Origin of the sequence: Nocardioides sp. NBC_00368 (assembly GCF_036090055.1) — a bacterium.
In the GTDB taxonomy this organism is placed as follows: domain Bacteria; phylum Actinomycetota; class Actinomycetes; order Propionibacteriales; family Nocardioidaceae; genus Nocardioides.
On sequence record NZ_CP107970.1, the window covers coordinates 1,562,524 to 1,583,023 of the forward strand.

A 20,500-nucleotide genomic window follows, 5' to 3' on the forward strand; every position below is an offset into this window, starting at 1 on the left:
CTTCGATGTCATGAGCACCGACGACGAGGACACCGCGTTCTACGTCGGCATCGCCACCCAGGTCACCGAGCACCGGGTTGCGCGGGGCCTGTCCCAGCGCGAGCTCGCCGAGCTCTGCGGGACGACGCAGTCGGCGATCGCACGGCTGGAGTCCGGGTCCCGCCCACCCAAGATCGACACCCTCCTCCGAGTGGCGGCCGCCCTCGACTGCCGCCTCGAGGTCGGCTTCCACGCCCGCACCCGAACCCACAGGAGCACGCCATGAGGACCCCTATCGCCGCCGACGAGGTCGAGTCGACCCGTAGCGAGCGGTTCCTGGCGGTCGCACTGACCGCCTTCCTGCTCGTCGGCACGGTCTGGTTCTACGTCAAGGTGGCCGGCTGGTGGCCGCTCTACCTGGACTGGGACCAGTGCAACAACGGCGAGTCGCCGTGCAAGATCCCCGGTCACGAGGCGATCCAGATCGGCGTACGCCTCGGCTTCATCATCCTGCTGTGCCTGGTCGGATTCTGGGTCCTCTACCGGCTGCGCCGCAGCGGCTCCCGCTTCCTCCCGCTCGGCTTCGCGCTCGCCGCGACCGGGGTCATCATGGCCCTGGTCTTCGCGTTCCACTACACCTTCGAGTACGCGGACTTCGGCCCGCTCATCCTGTCGCTGTTCGGGGCCGCGGCCACCGTCGGCGTGTTCGTCGCGGTCCAGCGGCTGCTGGCCAAGCGGATCCCCGCGATGCGGGTCCGCAAGGGCGACTGCCCCTACTGCGGCTACCCCGTCCGCGGCAGGCACTGCGAGGGCTGCGGGCGCGAGACCATCGCCCCGTGCACGGCCTGCGAGGCCGACCGACGGGTCGGCTCGCTGCACTGCGTGGCCTGTGGAGCGAAGTAACCCTCAGGTTCAGGGTCAGGGTTGAACCGGGCGTACGGTCGCGCGGTGCAGCTTCATGAACTCGACGTAGCCGGGTGCGTTGAGCTCCAGGATCGCCGCCGGGTTGGTGCCGGGTTCGATGGTTCCGCGGATCTTCGCGGGCACGCCCATCACCAGGCTGTGGTCGGGCACCTCGGTCCCCTCGACCACCATCGCCCCGGCCGCGATCAAGCAGCCGTCGCCGATGACGACCGAGTCCGAGACCACCGCCCCGTTGCCGATCAGCGACCCGGTCCCGATCCGGTCGCCGTGCACGACGCAGCCGTGGGCGATCGTGCTGTGCGGACCCATCTCGAGCGAGGAGCCGGGGCGTACGTGCAGCACCGAGTTGTCCTGCACGTTGGAGCCCTCACCGATGATGATCGGCCCGACGTCGGCACGGAGCACGGCGCCGTACCAGACGCTGGCGTTCGGGCCGAGGCGTACGTCACCGATCAGCGTCGCCGTCGGCGCCACCCAGGCGTCGGGGTGGATCTGTGGACTCTTGCCGTCGAACTCGAAGATGTTCATCGGAGCAGAGCCTAGAGGCAGCCGTCAGTGCGTGCCCTCCGGGCTGACGTGGAGCACGACGCTCGTCAGGCGCGGCAGCGCCTCCAGGAGGTGCTCCTCGGCGTGGTGGGCGATGTCGTGGCCGGCGGAGACGGCGAGGTCGGCCGGAACGGTGATGTCGCCGTCGGCGTGGAGCGTGTGTCCGATCCACCGCAGCCTCAGGCTGCGGACCTCGAGCACGCCGTCAACGGTGGCGACGGCTTCCCGCGCCCGGCGGACGTCGTCCGGGGTGACTGCGTCCATCAGCCGGGCACCGACCTGCTTGAGCGCCGAGCGCAGCACGCCGAGGATCGCGACCGCGATCAGCAGCCCGATCAGCGGGTCGGCCCACGGCATCCCGACCGCGACCCCGGCGGCACCGAGGACCACGGCCAGCGAGGTGAAGCCGTCCGTACGCGCGTGCAGCCCGTCCGCGACCAGAGCCGCCGAGCCGATCTGGCGACCGACCCGGATCCGGTAGCGCGCGACGATCTCATTGCCGAGGAACCCGACCACGCCGGCCGCCGCGACCGCCCAGACGTGCTCGACCTCGCGCGGATGGAACAGCCTGTCGATCGCCTCCCAGCCGGCCAGAATGCTGGACAGCGCGATCATGGCGACGACGAACAGGCCGGCGAGGTCCTCGGCCCGGCCGTAGCCATAGGTGAACCGGTCGTTGGCCGGGCGCCGGGCCAGCCAGAACGCCACGAGCAGCGGCACCGCGGTCAGCGCGTCCGCCACGTTGTGGAGCGTGTCCCCCAGCAGCGCCACCGAACCGGTCAGGCTGACGACGACCGCCTGGAGCCCGGCAGTCAGTGCGAGGACACCAAGGCTGATCCACAACGCCCTGCGGCCACGTACGTCGGCCTCCAGCGCCTCGTCGACCTGGTCCGCGGCATCGTGGGAGTGCGCCCCGAACACGTCCGAGACCGCATGCCGGACCCGGGCCCACCGGCCGTCGTGGGCGTGACCATGCTCGTGTCCGTGCCCATGGCCGTGTCCGTGCTCATGGCCGTGTCCTTGCTCATCGGTGTGCTCGTGCGCGCTCGCGTGGTGGCGGTGAAGAGCGTGAGTCATGTCGACTCCTCCCCCGTTCGGTGGTGCGCCGGAACCTGGTCCAGAAGATGCTCCACGTGGCCGATCGTGTCGAGGACCAGCTGGCGCACATGCCCGTTCTCGACGCGATAGAGCACCGACGTCCCCTCTTTCCGCGTCGTCACCAGCCGCGCCATCCGCATCTTCGCCAGATGTTGCGAGACACCCGGCACCGGCTTCTCCAACATCCCGGCCAGCTCCGAGACCGACCGCTCGTCGTCCAGCAACAGCCCCGCCAGCTGCAGACGTGTGGGATCGGCCAACATCCGCAGCACCTCGACGGCAAGGGTCACGACGTCGTCCCCCCAGACCGGAGGTTGCGTATTTGCATGCATGCGCAAATAGTACGCCTGGTGCTGGGCAAGCCGCACGAAGGCTGTCTGTGTTCTGGTGGCTGGTCTTCGCCGCCGACCCTTACGAGACGATGTTCTCGATCCCGCGCCGCGTCAAGGACGGGCCTCCGGCCCGCCGCTTCGCGGCCGCGTTCGCGGTCCTTGACCCGGCACCCGATCGAGAAAGGATTTCGCCATTATCGGGGCGGCGGCGAGGGTGTGGCGCGGGATCGATGTGGTCCTGTTTGCCGACTGCGAGCAGGGGGCTGATCGGCATTGATCTGTCAGGCGCAGATGTTGCTGCGTATAGGAGATGGAGCCCGGCAGCCTCAGGAGCGACGGAGCACGTCTGGTGAAGCGTCGAGTGGGGCGGGGCCCACACCGCCTTGGGCAGCCTAGCCAGACGCGACGACGTCGACAGGACGGGGACGCACCCGAGAAACGAGGCCGCCAAGTGCGTGCCGAACTCGGAGGCCCGTCGAACCCGATGACGGGACACCGCAACCGTGTCGCATCCTGTGGCCGAGCGTGTCGAGGCCTCCGTGGATCCAACTGCTCCTTGTCGGTCTACGTGCGTCGGGTGAAGCGGATGTCGCCGTTGGGTAGGCGTTTGTGGAGGTAGGTGGGGTCGTGGGCGCGGTGGTGGTGATGGGAGCAGAGGAGTGCGGCGTTGTCGAGGTCGGTCGCACCTCCTTGGGCCCAGGCGATCCAGTGGTGGGCTTCGGCCCAGGTGCCGGGGATGTCGCAGCCTTCGGCCTCGCAGGTGGCTGAGCGCAGGAGCAGGGCTCGGCGTTGGGCTGCGGTGAAGAGGCGTTGTTTGCGGCCCAGGTCGAGGACCTCGGAATCGCTGCCGAGGACGGCCGGGAGGATGTTGGCGGTGCAGGCCAGCCGCCGGGCTTCGGCGGCGGTGATCGGGGTGCCGCCGAGGGTCTGGGCGATGCCGGCTTCTTTGCGGAGCTGGTCGAGGTCGATGGTCACGATCACGGTGGTGGCATCCCCGCCATGGATGGGCAGCCGGGCCGGGTCGAGGGTCTCCAACATCTGGCAGAACGCACGCCCCAGCCGGCGGTCGTAGGGCAGGTACTCGCCGGTGTCGGTGCGGGTGCCGTCGTCGCGGCGGGGTGAGGCGAAGGCCTCCAGGGTGGTCGCGAGCCGGTCCGCGGCTGCGTCCGGGACCACGGCGGAGATGCGGGTGGTGCCGTCGCCGAGGCGGCGCATGCTCAGCCAGGTCTTCTTGCGGGCGTGGGCTTCCTCGGCGGCGAGGCGTCGGGCTTCTTCGGCCTCGGCGATCTCGGGGGCGATGACATCGAGGATGCGGCGCCCGAGACGGCGCAGCTGGGTGGGGTCGAACTGGGTGGCGTAGGCGACCAGGGTCTCCTCGGCCTTCGTCTTGATGTCGACGTCGAGATCGCCGGGAAGTTCGTCGAGAGCCTGGGTGATCACCTGAGCCTGGGCGGGGTTGCAGGCACCGGCTCGCATCGCCGCGGCGACCAGGCCATAGGTCCGGTCCAGTGCGGTAGCGAGTCGGAGGTCGGCGCGCAGGGTCTCGGGGCGCTGCCGGGTGTGGTGATGAAGCCAGGCCGCCACATCCCGCGCGGCGCTATGCGCCGCTACATCGTCCGCGGTCGCGATCACCCGGAGTTCGAGTTCGGCCAGCTGGGCCTTGGCGCGGGCGATCTCGACCAGGGTGGTGGCTTTCTGGTCGGTGGCCATGAAGCCCGGGTTCGCCTCAGCGACCTGATCCAGGGCGGCGGTGATCGCGACCACGGCCCCCAGCACGGGGTGGTGGGGCTGTTGCAGCGTGGTCACCGAACCAGTCACCTCCCGACGTACGAACTCTTCACACCCGCTGGTGCGGGTGTGTTCTGGTTCGCTGGTCTTGGAGGCCCGGCAGTACGGGCTATTACTTACCCTCGCAGCTCGGCGGTCACGCCCCTGGTTCCCCTGGATTATCCACCTTCATAAGGGTGGGCACGCCTCTTTCGAGGTGGTCGGCCATCACGTTCACGCCTGCGCCGAGCCTATCATACAAAGCAAAAGGAAGCGAACCCGATCACCTAAACCCGATCAGGGACAGGTATCCCAACCCAAACCCGGACCGCTGCTGGAACCCAGACAAGACACCCGAACGGCACCCAACCCAGACACCCAAGCCTGTAAATCTCCCAACCCAGACACGTATTGGCCCCACCCGCGCTGGAACCCAGACCCGCGACCAAACGGACACACATCCAGATCCCCACACGATCGCGGCCAGCGAATACCCGGAGCCATTACCCTCGACCCCGATGACCATGACCGAGATCGGCGCCGCCTACGACACCCGCGCCGCTGAATACATCGACCTCTTCGGCACGATCGACAAGCTCGCCGAGCAGGACCGCGACACGATCACCACGTGGAGAGACAGCACGACCGGCCGTCTCCTGGACGCCGGCTGCGGCCCCGGCCTCTGGAGCCAGGAGCTCACCACGAGCGGCGCCCGCGAGGTCGTGGGGATAGATGCCTCGGCCGAGTTCGTCGCCGCTGCACGAGCGCGCTATCCAGATATCCCCTTCCAACGAGCGGACCTCGCCGCGCTCCCCCTCGCCGACCGGTCGATCGGCGGCATCCTCGCGTGGTACTCGATCATCCACACCCCGCCCGCGGACCTGCCGGCGATCCTGAGCGAGTTCGCGCGGGTGCTCACGCCCGGCGGGTCGGCGCTGATCGGCTTCTTCGACGGCGAGCCTGGTGAGGCGTTCGACCACGCCGTGCACACGGCCTACTACTGGTCCGCCGAGGCCCTCGGGGAGCTGCTCACGGCACACGGGTTCGTCGTCGGGCACGCGTCAGCGCGGCAGGACCCCGGGGCGCGTCGCCGCCAGGGCGACCTGGTCGCGACACTCCCTGCCTGACCAACGCCCGCCGAGCCGGCGCAACTGTCCCATCCCAGAACACCGAGTCGGCGCATCTGCCCCACGCGGCCGGGACAGATGCGCCGACTCGGCCGTTGCTGGCGGGACAGTTGCGCCGACTCGGCGTCAGTAGTGGCGTACGCAGTCGCGCAGCGTGAGCGCGGTCTCCATGGCCGCCGCGGCGGCCTCGTACCCCTTGTCCTCGCTGGATCCCTCGAGGCCGGCCCGGTCGAGCGCCTGTTCCTCGTTGTCGCAGGTCAGCAGGCCGAAACCGACCGGGATGAGGTGGTCGATCGCGATCCGGTTCAGCCCGTCGGTGGCGGCCGAGCAGACGTAGTCGAAGTGCGGCGTGCCGCCACGGATGACGACCCCGAGCGCGACGATGGCGTCGTAGCCCGACTTGGCCAGCGCGGCCGCGGCGACCGGAAGCTCGAAGGCGCCCGGGACGCGGACGACCGTCAGACCTCCTACGGCAGCGTCCTTCAGCGCCCGCTCCGCGCCGTTCAACAGGCCGGTCATGACCTCGTCGTGCCAGCGCGCCGCCACCACGGCGACCCGCAGGTCACTCGCGTCGACGACCTCGGGGGTCGGGGCTCCCTTGCCACTCATCGGTTCTCCTCGGAAAGCTTCGGCTCAGACAGATCGGGCAGCGCGTGACCCATCCGGTCACGCTTGGTCAGCAGGTAGGCGAGGTTGTGCTCGTTGGGGCGCGGGGTGAGCGGCACCCGCTCGGCGACCTCGACCCCGTACGCCTCCAGGTTGCTCACCTTCTCAGGGTTGTTGGTGAGCAGGCGCACCGAGTCGATCTTGAGGTCGCGGAGGATCTGCGAGGCGGCGCCGTAGTGGCGCGCATCGGCCGGCAGGCCCAGGTCGAGGTTGGCGTCGACGGTGTCGCGGCCGCCGTCCTGGAGCTGGTAGGCCTGCAGCTTGGCGAGCAGCCCGATCCCGCGGCCCTCGTGCCCGCGCAGATAGACCACCACGCCGCAGCCCGCGTCCGCGATCCGTTCGAGCGCCTCGCGCAGCTGCGGTCCGCAGTCGCAGCGCCGGGACCCGAACACGTCCCCGGTCAGGCACTCCGAGTGCACACGGGCGAGGACCGGGTCGCACCCGACCACGTCGCCGTAGACGAGCGCGACGTGCTCGACGCCGTCGTCGATGGTGCGGTAGCCGTAGGCGGTGAAGTCACCGAACTCGGTGGGCAGCCGGGTCACCGCCTTGCGCTCGACCAGCACCTCCGTACGCCGCCGGTAGGTGACCAGGTCGGCGATCGAGATCATCGCGAGGCCGTGCTCGTCGGCGAACTCGCGCAGCTGCGGCGCGCGCTGCATGGTGCCGTCGTCGTTGACCAGCTCGACGAGAGCGCCCGCGGGCTCCAGACCGGCGAGCCGGGTCAGGTCGACGGCGGCCTCGGTGTGGCCGACCCGCACCAGCACTCCCCCGTCGCGCGCCCGCAGCGGGAAGACGTGGCCCGGGCGGGTCAGATCACCGGCCACCGAGGAAGGACCGGCCAGCAGCCGGGTCGTGAGCGCCCGGTCGGCCGCCGAGATGCCGGTCGAGACGCCTTCGCGGGCGTCGACCGAGACCGCGTACGCCGTCTGCTTGCGGTCCTCGTTGACACGAGTCATCGGGGGCAGCTCGAGAGCGTCGAGCCGGTCGCCGGGCAGCGCCACGCAGATCACGCCGGAGGACCAGCGGATCGCGAACGCCATCACCTCGGGGGTCGCCAGCTCGGCGGAGAAGATCAGGTCGCCCTCGTTCTCCCGGTCCTCGTCGTCGACGACCACGACCGGCTTCCCGGCCGCGAGGTCGGCGATCGCGTTCTCGACCGGATCCAGCCGGACCCCCACGTACTGCTGCTCCGTCATGACCGAACCCCTTCCGGTGAAGTCAGCACGAGCTTCTCCACGTGCTTGGCGATGATGTCGGTCTCGAGGTTGACCTCGTCGCCGACGGCCCGGAACCCCAGCGACGTACGCGCCAGGGTCTCGGGGATGAGGCTGACCGTGAACTCCGCCCCGTTGGTCGAGCCTGTCGAGGCCACGGAGACGACGGTGAGGCTGATCCCGTCCACCGCGATCGAGCCCTTCTCGACGACGTAGCGCGCCAGCTCGGGAGGCAGCGAGATCGTGACGACCTCCCAGTGCTCGCTCGGCTCACGGGAGAGGATGCGGCCGACGCCGTCGACGTGCCCCTGGACGATGTGGCCGCCGAGGCGGGTCGTCGGGGTGACCGCGCGCTCCAGGTTGACCTGGTCGCCGACCGAGACCGCGTGCAGGCTGGTGCGCTTGAGCGTCTCCAGCATCACGTCCGCCGTCCACTCGCCGGAACCCAGCGTGGCGACGGTCAGGCAGCAGCCGTTGACCGCGATGGAGGCGCCCAGCTCGGCGTCCGACAGCACCGTCGTGGCGGAGATGGTCAGGCGTACGGCGTCGCCCTGGTCCTCGATCCCGGCGACGGTGCCGAGCTCCTCAACAATCCCGGTGAACATCACTGCTCCCCTTTCTGTGGCTCCAAGATGAACCGCACGTTCGGCTCCTCGCCCGGCGCGGCTGGTGCGAGCACGTCGACAGAACGCACCCGCGGCCGGAAGGCGTCGGAGATGGTGGTGATCCCGAGGTCGGCGACGGCCGAGCGGCCGGCGCCGAGCAGGAACGGGGCGACGTAGACGACGATCTCGTCCACGAGCCCCGCCTCCAGGAAGGCCGCGGCCAGCGTCGGCCCGCCCTCGAGAAAGACATGGCGGCGCTCGCGCTCCCACAGCTCGGCCAACGCCGAGCGCGGGTCGCGGGTGCGCAGGTGCAGAGAGGGCGCCTGGGCGTCGAAGATCCGGCGATCGGCCGGAAGGTCGCGCTCCCCCATGACGACCCGGAGAGGCTGTACGCCGACCGGCCGGTCCTCCAGGTCGCGCACCGTCAGCGCGGGGTCGTCGACCGCGACCGTGTTGGTCCCGACCAGCATCGTGTCGCTCAGCGCACGCAGCTTGTGGGTGTCGAGCCGCGCGGCCCGCGAGGAGACCCAGCGCGAGGTGCCGTCGGCGGCCGCGCTGCGCCCGTCGAGGGTGGTGGCGAACTTCCAGGTGACGTAGGGGCGCTGCAGCTCGGCCGCCCGGGTCCAGACCCGGTTGAGCTCACGGGACTCTGCTGCGTACAGACCCTGCTCGACCTCGATCCCGGCCTCCTTCAGCCGCTCCGCTCCCCCGGCGGCGACCGGGTTCGGATCGGCCTGGGCGTAGACGACACGGGCCACGCCCGCCTCGATGAGCGCCTGCGAGCAGGGACCGGTGCGACCGGTGTGGTTGCACGGCTCCAGGGTGACCACCGCGGTCGCCCCGCGGGCGGCCTCCCCGGCCTTCGCCAAGGCGTCGACCTCGGCGTGCGGCGTGCCGGGCCCGCGGTGATAGCCCTCCGCGATCATCGACCCGTCCGCCCCCAGGAGTACGCAGCCCACCCGTGGGTTGGGATAGGTGGCAGGTCCCGGAGCGCCGATCGCAGCGGCCAGGTCCAGGGCGCGACGCATCGCCCCCGGCTCCGGGTCACGCTGGTCCAAGCACTTCATCTGATCCCCTCTGGTCCGTCTCACGGACTCCGGGGTCAGGCCGAGACATCGCGCCGCGCCCTGGTCTCAGGGCGGTCACGACGAATCGGGCTGCGTGCGTCTTCCCATCCGGACTTTAACCGTCGGTCCAGGACTGAGAAGTTTCCTTCTGGCACCTGGTCAACCGATGACTGGCTGTCATCGGGTCGCGGACTTCTGGACCTGAATCCAGTCACCGCCGGCTCGGAATTTCACCGACCCCAGAGCACGCGAGCACAAGCTCGTCTGAAACCAGTGTGCCACACCGGTGCCGCCAGGCCCGCTCAGGCGTCAGAGGCTGAGACGGCCTTGTCCCGCAGCGCGTTGACCATCGCGTCCGGGTCGGCGGCCGAGTAGACGGCGGAGCCGGCGACGAAGACGTCGGCCCCGGCCTCGGCGCAGCGCTCGATCGTCTCCAGCGAGACCCCGCCGTCGACCTGCAGCCACGTCTCGACGCCGGCCTTGTCCATCATCGCCCGCGCCCGGCGGATCTTCGGCAGCACCAGATCGAGGAACTTCTGTCCTCCGAAGCCCGGCTCGACGGTCATCAGCAGCACCATGTCGAGCTCAGCCAGCATGTCCTCGTAGGGCTCGATCGGGGTCGCCGGCTTGAGCGCCATCGAGGCGCGGGCGCCCTTGGCCCGGATCTCGCGGGCCAGCCGTACCGGTGCCTTGGTGGCCTCGACGTGGAAGGTCACCGAGCCACAGCCGGCCTCGACGTAGGCCGGGGCCTCGCGGTCGGCGTTCTCGATCATCAGGTGCGCGTCCAGCGGCACCGACGTGGACCGCGCGATCGCCTCGACCATCGTCGGCCCGAAGGTCAGGTTGGGCACGAAGTGGTTGTCCATCACGTCGACATGGATCCAGTCGGCGCTGGGAATCCTGGCGACCTCGGCCCCGAGTGCGGCGAAGTCGGCGTTGAGGATGGACGGAGTGATCTGGATGTGGCCCACGGAAGGCACCCTAGATGACCCGAAGCGGTCAGAGGGCAGCCAGGTCGGCGTACGTCATGCCCTCGAGCGTGTCGCGGAAGACCCGGCGCTCGCCGGGGGCGACAGGCACGTGGTTCTCGATGACCAGGACGGTGCAGCCGGCGGCCTCGGCGGAGCGGGCGCCGGTGTTGGAGTCCTCGACCGCGATGGTGTCCTCGGCCGCCACGCCGAGCGCGGCGGCCGCGGTCAGGTAGGGCTCGGGGTGGGGCTTGCCGTTGGCGACCATGTCACCGGTGACGATCACCTTGAAGGTGCCCTCGGGAAGCTCCTTGAGGATGGGGCCGACGAAGCGGGCGTACGACATCGTCACCAGCGCGCACGGCACACCCTGCTCGAACAGGTCGGTGAGCAGCTCGCGCGCCCCCGGGCGCCACGGCACCTCGCGCTCGACCTGCTCGACCACGCCGTCGAGGAGCATCTCGACGATCTCCTCCGGCTCGTGCGGAAGGCCCATCCCCTCCTTGACCAGCCGCGCCGACTCGATCAGCGCGTTGCCGACCAGCTCCATCGCCTGCTCCTCGGACCAGGTCGCCCCGAAGCGCTCGGCGATCGCGTACTCCGCGGCGACCCAGTAGGGCTCGGTGTCGACCAGGGTGCCGTCCATGTCCATCAGGATCGCGGCCGGGAAGTGCCTGGACGAGCTGCCAGGTGCTTGGTTGGTGTTCAGCGGAGCCTCCGGTGGAACGAGATCGGGTCGCGAGTGCGGGACCAACATTAGGGCCTGCCCAGCGGAGGGAGGTCAGCGACGGACGGCGGTCAGAGAAGTCCGGCGATCAGACCAGCGGCGCGATCGGCGCCGTCGGTCTCGACCGGTCTGCCGCGGGGCTCACGACCGATCTCGTCGGCGATCGCTCGCGCGAGCGTGTCCGGGGTGAGGTCGTGGTACTCGAGACAGCGGCCGGCGCCGTACTGCTCGAGACGGTGCCGGACGTGGATGTTCTGCTCGAAGTGGTGGCGCAGCGGCACGTAGACGAACGGCGTGCCGGCAGCGGTCAGCTCCATCGTCGTGGTCAGCCCGCCCTGCACCACGGCAAGGTCGCAGGCGCCGAGGAGGCGGTAGAGGTCGGGGACGAAGCCGAGCACCTCGAAGCCGGGACGCGCTCGGACGACGCCGGTGTCCAGGCGCGGGCCCGTCACGACGATCATCCGAAGGTCCGGCACAGCCGTGCGAGCGGCGTCGTACGCCGCTTCCACCCGGCGGAGCAGGTGGCTGCCGACTCCGGACCCGCCGGCCGTGACCACGCAGACCCGCTCGTCGGGTTGCCAGCCGAGCTCCTGCCGCAGCCGTGCCTTGTCGGCGATCGAGCCCGGATCGATGCCGGTGACGTAGCCGCTGAAGTCGTAGTGCTGCCGCGTCCAGGCCGAGATCTCGGGCAGACCGTCGCCGAAGCGCCCGGGCACGACGTCCGCGGGGTTCCCGACGAAGATCGCCCGGTCGCGAAGGCGTGGATTGCGCTCGATGTGCTGGAGCATCTCGGCGTTGTGATCGGCGGTGACGAACCGTGCCCGCGCGTCGTCGTCGGGCATCGGGAGGAAGCCGACGAAGTCGGTCAGCCACACGTAGCCGAAGCGCTTGAGCTCTGGGTTCTCGTGCAGGAAGTGGTCGACGTCCCAGGCCTCGTCACCGACGACGAGGTCGTAGTGATCGTCGCGGACGACGTCATCGAAGACCATGAAGTTGTTGACCAGGACCTCGTCCATGCGCCGCATCGCGTCGAAGACGTGCAGGTCGTGCTCACCCGACTCCTCCTCGATGTGGCGCGACTCGTTGGCGAGCCACCTGCTGGCGGGATGGACCCGTTCGCCGGCTGCCTCGAGGACCCTCGTCACCGGATGCTGGGCGAGCCAGTCGACCTGTACGTCCTCGTGCCGCCTCCGGAGCGCCTGCACGATGGCCAGGTCGCGGCGGGCATGGCCGAGCCCGATGGGCGAGGAGAGGTAGAGCACCTTCTTCGGACGGTGGGACGCGCGTACCCAGGTGCGGCTCACCCGCGGCGGAGGCTGGACGGCGTCCGCGAAGTCCTTGATCAGATGGTTGATCTTGACCGGGTCGCGGCCCACCACGCCGTGGCCGCTGCCCTCGAGCAGCACGAGCGACCCGCCGGTGAGCTCGACGAGGCGCTCGCTGATCGCGACCGGCCGGATCTGGTCGTCGGTCCCGTGGATGGCGAGGACCGGGCACCGTACGCGACCGCAGATCTCCTCCACAGAGGCGCAGAGCACTCCGTCGCACCCGAGGCGCGCCGCGGTGGCGTCGACCACGACCTGGGGCGTCGTCTCGTGTGCCCAGGCGATGCAGTCCTCGATCTGCTTGGTCGAGTGCGGCTCGGGGAACATCTTGGCGAAGAAGAACTCCAGGAAGTCGTCGTAGCCGCCCTCGAGCCAGTGGTAGCGGTTGTACTTCGCCCACCCGTCGGTGGTGTCGAGGCGGGCGTCCCAGACGAAGGCGTCTCGCTCCTGGACGATCGGGAAGCCGCAGGCGGCCCCGATCGCGACCAGCCCGGCCACCCGGTCCGGGTGGTCCGCGGCCAGGTGCAGGCTCCACGTGACCCCGCACGACAGCCCCACGACGACGGCGCGATCGGTGCCGGTGGCGTCGAGGACGGCGAGGGCGTCCGCGGCGTACGCCTCGTTCGTGTACGCCGCGGCGCCCTCCGGCCGGTCGGACCGCCCGTTGCCACGCCCGTCGAAGGTCACGACCCGGAAGTGCCGTGCCAGGTAGCCGATCTGCGCCTTCCAGGACCGGGAGTGGATGACGGTCCAGGTCGGCATCAGCAGGATGGTGCGGTCGCCCGGGCCGGCGGTCTCCGCGCCGTAGATCTCGTAGTGGACCTTGACGCCGTCGGTCTCCACGTAGCCGTCGGCGTCGGGCTCGCGTCCCCTCATGATCCCAGTGTGACCCGGCCGAGCCCGGTCGCGCCGGACTTCGGCCGGGGAACGCACCGCGCGAGCCTCGTGCTCACGGCCGGACCTCGTAGACACGGTTGAACGGAGTCTCGGCCACAGCCTCGAACCGGGTGAACCCGGCCGCGATCGTGACGTCGCGGATCCGGGCCGGGCCGGCCTGGGTCCCCAGCGCGAGCCCGACGTCCTGGGCGAGAGAGCTCGGCGTGCAGAGCAGGGTGGAGAAGCCGTAGTAGGCGCGGCCGACCGGGTGCAGGTTGTCCTCGACGTGGTCGCCGGCGACGGGCTCGACGACCATCCAGGTGCCGTCCTCGGCCAGGGACTCCCGAACGTGGCGCGCCGCCCCGACCGGGTCGCCCATGTCGTGCAGGCAGTCGAACATGGTGACCAGGTCGTAGTCGCTGCCGCCGAAAGCAGACGCGGAGGCGACCTCGAACGTCACCCGGTCCGCGACGCCCGCCGCCTCTGCGCGCTCGCGCGCGGTCGCGATCGACGCTTCGTGGTAGTCCCACCCGACGAAGCGTGAGTCGGGGAAGGCCTGCGCCATCAGGATCGTCGAGGCGCCGTGGCCGCAGCCCACGTCGGCGACCGACGCACCGCCCTCGAGCTTCTCCACGACACCGTCGAGGGCGGGGAGCCACTCGGCGACCAGGTGGGCGTTGTAGCTCGGCCGGAAGAACCGCTCGCAGCCGACGTGGACGTCCGAGTCGTGCTCGTGCCATCCGTAGCCGCCGCCGTTGCGCGCGGCCTCCAGGATGTGCGAAGCGTCGTGGACGGTGCCGAGGGCGATCTGGAACATGCCGGGCAGGAAGGCCGGGCTGTCCTCGACGGTCAACGCCACCGCGTGCTCCTGCGGCAGCGTGAACCGGCCGGTCGCCGGGTCGTAGGTCACGTACGAGCCGGCGGCCTGGGCGGCGAGCCACTCGCGGGCGTACGGCTCGCCGGTCGCGGTCCGGGCGGCGAGCTCCGACGGCGTGCTCGGCCCGTTCGCCGCGAGGTCGCGGTAGTAGCCGAGCTTGTCACCCATCACCACCAGAGCGGCGTTCAGGGTCGCACCGACCTCGTCCACCGCGCGGAAGACGAAGGCCATCAGCTTGTCCATGTCGATCTCGACCTCGTTCGCGCCCGGGGTCATGGCGTCATCAGTGGTAGTCATGGCGGGAACGCTAGGAACGCTGGGCATGCCCCCGCGTCAGGTGCCCCACCTAGTCCTGCCCGGGTACCCAGGACCAGGTAGGACGCCGTTCGAGCGCCGAGTCGGCACCGGAGCCGGTTCCTAGACTCGCCACGTGCTCATCGGACGAGAGGCCGAGCAGCGGATCGTGGACCAGCTGTTCGCCGGAGCGAGGATCGGACGCGGTGGCGCCCTCGCGGTCGTCGGCGAGCCGGGCGTCGGCAAGACGGCGCTGCTGAACGATGCGCTCGAGCGTCTCGAAGGCGTCCGCGTGCTGCGCGCCACCGGTACGGAGGCGGAACAGGACCTTGCGTTCGCCGGGCTCCACCTGCTCCTCCGTCCGGCGTTCCATCTCATCGACGCGCTGCCCGCTCCGCAGGCGGCGGCACTGGGCAGCGCGCTCGCTCTGGAGACGTCGACCGCCGGTGACCGGTTCGCCATCGGCGCAGCCACCCTCGCACTGTTGTGCCGGTACGCCGAGCAGGCGCCGATCGCCGTCGTCGTCGACGACCTGCAGTGGCTCGACCGCCCGTCGGCCGAGGCCCTCGCCTTCGCTGCCCGCCGGCTCGACGCGGACCCCGCCGTCGTCCTGCTCGCCGGCCGATCGGGAGCGTACGACGGCCTCGTCGACGGCCTCGATGTGCTGGAGCTCTCCGGCCTGGACCCGGCGGCCTCGGGTGACCTCGTGCGGTCTCTGGAGGTCGCGCCACCGACCGAGGAGCAGGTGGCCCGGCTGTTCGCCGCGACCGGCGGCAACCCTCTCGCCCTTCTCGAGCTCGGCCGCAACATCGAGCTCCTCGACGACCGGGCGCCGGGGCTCCCGCCGGCGCTGCCCACCACGCTCGCGGCCGCCTTCTCCCGACGCCTGGCGGAGCTCGACCAGGGATCCCGAACCGCCCTGCTCGCCGCCGTGGTCACCAACGGCGACCTCCACCACACGGGAGAGGTCTGCAAGCGACTCGGTCTCGACGTCTCCGGTCTCGGTGCCGCCGAGCGGGCCGGGCTGGTCGTGGTGACGAGCAGCCGCATCGACGTACGGCACCCGCTCGTCCGCGCGGCCGTGTACGCGGAGGCCGACGAGACTCTTCGTCGCGCGGTCCATCTCGCCGAGGCCGACCTGCTGCCGGACGACGCGGAGCGTCGGGCGTGGCACCTGGCGGAGGCGGCCTGGGGTCCCGACCCGGAGGTGTCGGGGCTGCTCGAAGCCGCCGCCGACAGCGCGAGCGCCCGCACGGCGTACACCGTCGCGAGCACCGCCTACGAGCGCGCGGCGCGGCTGAGCACGGACACCGACCGGTGGCACCTCCTGCTCTGCGAGGCCGCCGAGGCAGCGTGGACCGGCGGTCTCCACGACCGAGCGGTCGCCCTCCTCGACGAGATCGACACCCGGCACGTCCCGGACGCCACCCGCTCGCGCACGCTCCGGATCCGGGCGCAGATCGCGGCGCGGAGCGGGTCCGTCGCCGACGCGGTCCGCATCCTCGAGCGCGCCGCACCTCACGCGCCCACACCCGACGACACCGTGTTCCTCCTCGCCGAGGCGCTCCACGCTGCCTTCTACCTGGCCGACGCGGCGGTGTCGACGCGCCTCGCCACGGCGCTGCTCGGCGCCGTCGCGGCGGCCGAGTCGCCCCGCGCCCGCGCCATCGGGCTCGCCGCGGCGGGGATGGCGAAGGTGCTCAGCGGCGACGGCGGGTTGGAGGAGATCCAGATGGCGGTGCCGCTGCTGGCCGCGCACGCCGACCCGGCCGAACACCCCGAGGCGCTGCCGTGGCTGCTGACGACACCGTTGTTCCTCCGCGACGCAGAGACCGGTGCCAACCTGCGCCGGATCGTCGACGACGTGCGGTCCAGGATGGGCGTCGGCCTGCTGCCCAACGTGCTGTTCCATGTCGCCCGGGACCAGGCGACGTCCACCGCCTGGTCTCGGGCCGCAGCCAACTACGAGGAGTCGATCCGGCTCGCTCGGGAGACGGGTCAGGGCACGGACCTCGCCATGTCCCTCGCCGGGCTCGCGTGGCTCGAGTCCCGGCAGGGTCGGGGCGACGCCTGTCGGGAGCATGCGACCGAGGCCGTGCGACTGTGCACCCGACGGGGCATCCGCATGGGCGAGGCCTGGTGCCTCTACGCCGTCGGCGACCTCGAGCTCGCCGACGGCGACCCCCGAGCCGCCACGAAGACGTTCCTCGACCTCTCGCGACGGCTCGACGACTGGGGCATCGCCGACGCCGACCTCTCCCCCGGCGCCGAGCTGGTGGATGCGCTGCTCCGTCTCGGCCGACCCGCAGAGGCGGAGGCCGAGGCGGAGCGGTACGCGGCCGCGGCAAGCGCGAAAGGTCGGCCCTGGTCGGTCGCGCGGGCGCACCGGGCCCTGGGAACCGTGGCCGACCTCCAGTCCTTCGACAGGCACTTCGAGGCGGCCCTCGAAGGTCATGCCGACACCCGCGACCTCTTCGAGGCTGCACGGACCCACCTCGCCTACGGCGGCCGGCTCCGGCGCGCCGGGCGCCGCGTCGATGCCCGCGCACACCTGCGTACCGCGCTCGAGTCCTTCGACGACCTCGGCGCAGACCCGTGGGCCCGGACCACCGCGGCCGAGCTAGAGGCGACAGGCGAGAAGGTGGCGCGGCGGGAGGCGTCGGGAGCGGCGTCCCTGACACCACAGGAGCTGCAGGTGTCGCTGCTCCTCGCCGAGGGCCGCACGACTCGTGAGACCGCGGCCGCGCTCTTCCTCAGCCCGAAGACGGTCGAGTACCACCTGCGGAAGGTCTATACGAAACTGGACATCCACTCCCGCGCCGAGCTCGCCGAGCAGCTCCTCGGTTCGTGAGAATCAGCGCTGACCACGTCAGCGGACGTACTCGTCGAAGGTCCGCTGGCCGAGGAACGGGGCGACGTGCTGGGCGAGGATCCCCACCGGGACGGTCTCGCGCTTGAGGACGCCGTACTCCTCGGGCCAGCTGCCGTCGCGGGGCAGCTTGAAGGAGCCCATCAGCATGTCGATCACCGGCAGGTGGATGGCGTAGTTGCGGTCCCAGTAGTCGAGGTGCCGGGCGTGGTGCCAGTGGTGGTAGCGCGGCAGCACGATCAGGTACTCGAGGAAGCCGAACCGGATGCCGAGGTTGGCGTGCGCGACCACCGCCTGGATCCCGACGAGCACGGCGTACGCGTTGACGACCGAGGTCGAGAAGCCGAGGAACAGCAGCGGCAGCAGCACGATGCTGCGGGTCAGCACGGTCTCGACGAAGTGCACCCGCGAGCCGGCCAGCCAGTCGAGCTCGGGGCTGGAGTGGTGCACCGCGTGGAAGCGCCACAGCACCATGACCCGGTGGTAGCAGCGGTGCAGCACCGCCTGGGCGAGGTCGGCCAGGAAGACCGCGAGCAGGAACGCCGCCACGAAGGGCAGGTCGGAGATCCAGGCTTGCTGCGCCTCGACAAGGGGTCTCGACAAGCTCGACCACCGGGGCACGGAGACCACCAGCGACGTCGAGGTGGTGACCAGGATCAGGATGAGCTGGACGAGCACGTGGCTCATGAAGAAGTAGCACGCATCGGTGCGCCAGCCGGGCCGGAACACCGGCACCGGACGGCGGGCGAAGGCGTGCTCGAGCGGGATGAAGACCAGCGCCGAGAAGAACAGGGCGAGCACGAACCAGTCGAGGCCGAGCGAGAACGGCGTGTCCTTGACCGGTCCGTCGAACGGCACCTCGGTGCCGCCCAGCAGCACCGCCACCGTCGCCGTGCCGACACCGGTGAACGCCATCCGCCTGTGCTGGTCGCGCAGCACCGCGATCGTGCCGGCGAAGAACGCCGCCGCCAACCCGATCAGGAGCAGCGTACGGGCGAAGTCCTCGGTGTAGATCGCCCGGAACTCGCGGCTGGTCAGCAGCTCGGGGAAGTGGAAGCAGAGCACGGTCGCCAGGCTCAGGACGCCCAGGAAGCACGAGGTGGCGGGGGCGAGCAGGTGGTGGCGCAGCAGGGACGTGGACATGTCAGAAATTCTGGCCGCAGGGCGTTCCTCGCCGCCTGAGTCCACATACTCAACTCACCTGCCGTCTCGACGCGCCGGAGCCGGATCCGGATCCATCCGACGCCTCGACCGGACTGTTAGCGTGAGCCGACCAGCCGAGGCGGGCAGGGCCCGATGAAGAGGTGGATCGATGGTGCGCTGCATCGCGGTGTTGCTGGGGACAGCGCTCAGCGCGCTGGTCATGGTCGGCGTCGTCGCTCCCGCGGCCGCAGCCGAGCCCGACGATGCCACCGATGCCGAGGCCCAGCTGGCCGAGCGATACGCCCCGGTGATGATGCTGGTCGACCAGCCCGATGCCTGCGGCCCCGGTGAGCCGTACGTCCCCAGTGACGTCGACGCCATGATGGGTGAGAGCTCGGTGGCTCTGCGCGGCCCGTGGACGGATCGCGATCTCATCACCGTCGGCCCTACGGCCGAGCAGCTCTCCGCCGGTCTCGAGGGATACGCGCTCGACGAGCCCGGCAACCCGCTCAAGCCCGGGTGTGACTACGAGCGGTGGGCGACAGGTGTGTGGGGATCGGACCCACAACCCACCATCTACGCGCATGTGGCCACCGAGTCCGGGATCGAGGACCGGATCGCGATACAGTACTTCTTCTTCTACCCGTTCAACGACTACAACAACAAGCACGAGGCCGACTGGGAGCGTATCCAGGTCGAGTTACCCGTCGGTGACGTCGAGGCGGCGTTGGAGACGGACCCCGACCAGGTCCTCTACGCCCAGCATTACGGCGCCGAACGAGCTCTCTGGAGCGACGACAAGCTTCAGATCGACGAAGAGACGCACCCGGTCGTCTACGTCTCGGCCGGCTCCCACGCAAGCCAGTACGACGAAGGCCTCTACCTGGGCCGGTCGGCGGCCGAGGGGTTCGGCTGCGACACCACCATCGGCCCGCACCACGAGGTGCGTCCCGAGGTCCGTACGATCCCCCAGGATCCCGAGGCGGCCGCCGAGGCGTACCCGTGGATCACCTACCGCGGGCACTGGGGCGAGATCGGTCCGCAACGGTTCTACGAGGGACCGACCGGCCCGAACATGAAGCAGGCGTGGAACAAGCCGTTCACGTGGTCTGACAAGGCACGCGACCACAGCTTCTCGCTGCCCGGCGCCGAGGTGGCCGGCAGCGAGGCCGGCGCCTACTTCTGCACCCTGGTCTCCGCAGGCTCTGACGCGTTCCGCCAGTTCTCCGCCGACCCCGCGCCGACCCTGCTGATCCTCCTGGCCGTGCTGTTCGCCCTCGGCTGGGTCGTACGCCGCTCCGGTTGGGCCGAGGCCGCGCCGCTCCCCGTCGTCGCCCGTCGCCGGCCCGGGCGGGTCGTGGCCGCCGCCCTGAAGATGCTGGCCGGCCACTGGCAGGTGTTCCTCCTGGTCGCCGCCCCTGCGGCGGCCGCATCGGTGGCCTCGTCCGTGATCGCTGCACTGGTCCCGCCGGGGGCGTGGTGGTGGTCGGTGTTGTCCGGCGCGGTCCTCCTCGTCCTCGTACTCTCGCTGGCATGGGCTCAGGTCGCCTCTGCCCAGGCGGTCCTCGACCTGGGAACGGGCCGGCCGGTGACGCTCGGATCTCTCCTGCGACTGACCCGAGATCGGGCGCCTGCGCTGCTGGCGACCGTTGCGCTGTGGGCGCTCATCGTGGTGCCCCTGTTCCTCACCGGGATCCTTCTCCCGGTCGCCCTGGTACTTCTGGTCGCCTGGTCGCTGGTGCTGCCCGTCGTACAGCTCGAGGGACGTTCGGGGTGGCGGGCGCTGAGCCGCAGCTGGGCTCTGGTACGCCCTCAGCTCCTCACCGTGCTGCTCGTCCTGGCCATATCGGCAGCGCTGGTCTCGGTGCTCGGCGGGGCGCTCGCCGCGCTGGCCTTCGTCATCTTCCCGGCCCCCTTCGGAGTGGTCAGCGGGATCCCACAGCTGGTCACGACCTTGGCCTGGCCGGTGACCGCCCTGCTCACCACCTACGCCTGGGCCAACGGTCGAGCACGCGAGACCAGCCGCTGATGAGGAACGTCGAGGTCCGGGTCACGCCGAACCGCTGACCGGGACCCGAGCCCGTTCCCGTCGC

Annotated in this window: 18 protein-coding genes and 1 riboswitch; of the genes, 5 read left to right on the plus strand and 13 right to left on the minus strand. The window is 70.5% G+C overall.

The window, feature by feature from the left end; genetic code table 11:
- The first annotated feature begins 10 nt into the window (after positions 1-10).
- Together OG984_RS07455 and OG984_RS07460 are read left to right on the plus strand one after the other, a co-directional pair.
- Positions 11-265, plus strand: coding sequence for a helix-turn-helix domain-containing protein (locus tag OG984_RS07455; protein ID WP_328530955.1), 255 nt, complete (start codon positions 11-13; stop codon positions 263-265).
- Entirely contained in the window at positions 262-882 is a 621-nt protein-coding gene (locus tag OG984_RS07460; RefSeq protein ID WP_328530956.1) for a hypothetical protein, read from the plus strand. The genes OG984_RS07455 and OG984_RS07460 overlap by 4 nt, the downstream gene beginning before the upstream one ends.
- 15 nt (positions 883-897) lie before the next feature.
- Here the strand turns inward: OG984_RS07460 and OG984_RS07465 are convergent, their stop codons facing one another.
- The 4 genes from OG984_RS07465 to OG984_RS07480 all read right to left on the minus strand — a co-directional run bounded on the left by OG984_RS07465 (position 898) and on the right by OG984_RS07480 (position 4,685).
- Positions 898-1,431 carry a gamma carbonic anhydrase family protein gene (locus tag OG984_RS07465; RefSeq protein ID WP_328530957.1) on the minus strand — a complete coding sequence of 178 codons (534 nt, stop codon included), beginning with the start codon at positions 1,429-1,431 and terminating at the stop codon, positions 898-900.
- Positions 1,432-1,455: 24 nt separating this feature from the next.
- The gene (locus tag OG984_RS07470; RefSeq protein WP_328530958.1) at positions 1,456-2,526 is read right to left on the minus strand and encodes a cation diffusion facilitator family transporter; all 1,071 of its coding nucleotides are present in this window, start codon (positions 2,524-2,526) and stop codon (positions 1,456-1,458) included.
- Entirely contained in the window at positions 2,523-2,915 is a 393-nt protein-coding gene (locus tag OG984_RS07475) for an ArsR/SmtB family transcription factor (protein WP_328530959.1), read from the minus strand. The genes OG984_RS07470 and OG984_RS07475 overlap by 4 nt, the downstream gene beginning before the upstream one ends.
- A 528-nt stretch (positions 2,916-3,443) precedes the next feature.
- Complete coding sequence (locus OG984_RS07480; protein ID WP_328530960.1) at positions 3,444-4,685, minus strand: HNH endonuclease signature motif containing protein; 1,242 nt, start codon at positions 4,683-4,685, stop codon at positions 3,444-3,446.
- A gap of 479 nt (positions 4,686-5,164) precedes the next feature.
- Here OG984_RS07480 and OG984_RS07485 point away from each other — a divergent pair, with 479 nt between their 5' ends.
- Entirely contained in the window at positions 5,165-5,773 is a 609-nt protein-coding gene (locus OG984_RS07485) for a class I SAM-dependent methyltransferase (protein ID WP_328530961.1), read from the plus strand.
- Positions 5,774-5,899: 126 nt separating this feature from the next.
- On the opposite strand, the gene ribH is transcribed toward OG984_RS07485, so the two are convergent.
- From ribH to OG984_RS07525, 8 genes are all read right to left on the minus strand, one after another.
- Positions 5,900-6,382, minus strand: a complete 483-nt coding sequence (gene ribH / locus OG984_RS07490; RefSeq protein ID WP_328530962.1) for a 6,7-dimethyl-8-ribityllumazine synthase — start codon at positions 6,380-6,382, stop codon at positions 5,900-5,902.
- Positions 6,379-7,638, minus strand: coding sequence for a bifunctional 3,4-dihydroxy-2-butanone-4-phosphate synthase/GTP cyclohydrolase II (locus OG984_RS07495; protein WP_328530963.1), 1,260 nt, complete (start codon positions 7,636-7,638; stop codon positions 6,379-6,381). Before OG984_RS07495 ends, ribH begins: the two co-directional genes overlap by 4 nt.
- On the minus strand, positions 7,635-8,261 hold the full coding sequence (locus OG984_RS07500; protein ID WP_328530964.1) for a riboflavin synthase: 627 nt from the start codon (positions 8,259-8,261) through the stop codon (positions 7,635-7,637). The genes OG984_RS07495 and OG984_RS07500 overlap by 4 nt, the downstream gene beginning before the upstream one ends.
- Positions 8,261-9,328, minus strand: a complete 1,068-nt coding sequence (gene ribD / locus OG984_RS07505) for a bifunctional diaminohydroxyphosphoribosylaminopyrimidine deaminase/5-amino-6-(5-phosphoribosylamino)uracil reductase RibD (RefSeq protein WP_328530965.1) — start codon at positions 9,326-9,328, stop codon at positions 8,261-8,263. The genes OG984_RS07500 and ribD overlap by 1 nt, the downstream gene beginning before the upstream one ends.
- A 90-nt stretch (positions 9,329-9,418) precedes the next feature.
- Positions 9,419-9,580, minus strand: a riboswitch (FMN riboswitch).
- A gap of 50 nt (positions 9,581-9,630) precedes the next feature.
- Positions 9,631-10,299, minus strand: a complete 669-nt coding sequence (gene rpe / locus OG984_RS07510; RefSeq protein WP_328530966.1) for a ribulose-phosphate 3-epimerase — start codon at positions 10,297-10,299, stop codon at positions 9,631-9,633.
- A gap of 28 nt (positions 10,300-10,327) precedes the next feature.
- Positions 10,328-10,948 carry an HAD family hydrolase gene (locus OG984_RS07515; protein ID WP_328532336.1) on the minus strand — a complete coding sequence of 207 codons (621 nt, stop codon included), beginning with the start codon at positions 10,946-10,948 and terminating at the stop codon, positions 10,328-10,330.
- A gap of 146 nt (positions 10,949-11,094) precedes the next feature.
- Positions 11,095-13,224: an alpha/beta fold hydrolase gene (locus OG984_RS07520; RefSeq protein ID WP_328530967.1), complete on the minus strand. Its 2,130-nt coding sequence runs from the start codon at positions 13,222-13,224 to the stop codon at positions 11,095-11,097.
- Between the two features lie 73 nt (positions 13,225-13,297).
- A complete protein-coding gene (locus tag OG984_RS07525) occupies positions 13,298-14,398 on the minus strand; it encodes a class I SAM-dependent methyltransferase (protein ID WP_328530968.1) in 1,101 nt (366 codons plus the stop codon).
- A 133-nt stretch (positions 14,399-14,531) separates the two neighbouring features.
- Between OG984_RS07525 and OG984_RS07530 the strand changes: the two genes are divergently transcribed.
- The gene (locus tag OG984_RS07530) at positions 14,532-17,246 is read left to right on the plus strand and encodes an ATP-binding protein (protein WP_328530969.1); all 2,715 of its coding nucleotides are present in this window, start codon (positions 14,532-14,534) and stop codon (positions 17,244-17,246) included.
- 18 nt (positions 17,247-17,264) lie between these two features.
- On the opposite strand, the gene OG984_RS07535 is transcribed toward OG984_RS07530, so the two are convergent.
- Positions 17,265-18,407 carry a sterol desaturase family protein gene (locus OG984_RS07535; RefSeq protein WP_328530970.1) on the minus strand — a complete coding sequence of 381 codons (1,143 nt, stop codon included), beginning with the start codon at positions 18,405-18,407 and terminating at the stop codon, positions 17,265-17,267.
- A 169-nt stretch (positions 18,408-18,576) separates the two neighbouring features.
- Between OG984_RS07535 and OG984_RS07540 the strand changes: the two genes are divergently transcribed.
- Positions 18,577-20,436, plus strand: a complete 1,860-nt coding sequence (locus OG984_RS07540) for a hypothetical protein (RefSeq protein ID WP_328530971.1) — start codon at positions 18,577-18,579, stop codon at positions 20,434-20,436.
- Positions 20,437-20,500 lie beyond the last annotated feature (64 nt).

Bases quoted from the DNA above. Each gene is read 5' to 3' on its own strand.
- OG984_RS07465 (WP_328530957.1), bottom strand. From the start codon at position 1,431: ATGAACATCTTCGAGTTCGACGGCAAGAGTCCACAGATCCACCCCGAC.
- OG984_RS07500 (WP_328530964.1), bottom strand. From the start codon at position 8,261: ATGTTCACCGGGATTGTTGAGGAGCTCGGCACCGTCGCCGGGATCGAG.
- OG984_RS07525 (WP_328530968.1), bottom strand. From the start codon at position 14,398: ATGACTACCACTGATGACGCCATGACCCCGGGCGCGAACGAGGTCGAG.
- OG984_RS07520 (WP_328530967.1), bottom strand. From the start codon at position 13,224: ATGAGGGGACGCGAGCCCGACGCCGACGGCTACGTGGAGACCGACGGC.
- OG984_RS07495 (WP_328530963.1), bottom strand. From the start codon at position 7,638: ATGACGGAGCAGCAGTACGTGGGGGTCCGGCTGGATCCGGTCGAGAAC.
- OG984_RS07485 (WP_328530961.1), top strand. From the start codon at position 5,165: ATGACCATGACCGAGATCGGCGCCGCCTACGACACCCGCGCCGCTGAA.
- OG984_RS07470 (WP_328530958.1), bottom strand. From the start codon at position 2,526: ATGACTCACGCTCTTCACCGCCACCACGCGAGCGCGCACGAGCACACC.
- OG984_RS07515 (WP_328532336.1), bottom strand. From the start codon at position 10,948: ATGGACATGGACGGCACCCTGGTCGACACCGAGCCCTACTGGGTCGCC.
- ribD (WP_328530965.1), bottom strand. From the start codon at position 9,328: ATGAAGTGCTTGGACCAGCGTGACCCGGAGCCGGGGGCGATGCGTCGC.
- OG984_RS07535 (WP_328530970.1), bottom strand. From the start codon at position 18,407: ATGTCCACGTCCCTGCTGCGCCACCACCTGCTCGCCCCCGCCACCTCG.
- ribH (WP_328530962.1), bottom strand. From the start codon at position 6,382: ATGAGTGGCAAGGGAGCCCCGACCCCCGAGGTCGTCGACGCGAGTGAC.
- OG984_RS07540 (WP_328530971.1), top strand. From the start codon at position 18,577: ATGGTGCGCTGCATCGCGGTGTTGCTGGGGACAGCGCTCAGCGCGCTG.
- OG984_RS07455 (WP_328530955.1), top strand. From the start codon at position 11: ATGAGCACCGACGACGAGGACACCGCGTTCTACGTCGGCATCGCCACC.
- OG984_RS07460 (WP_328530956.1), top strand. From the start codon at position 262: ATGAGGACCCCTATCGCCGCCGACGAGGTCGAGTCGACCCGTAGCGAG.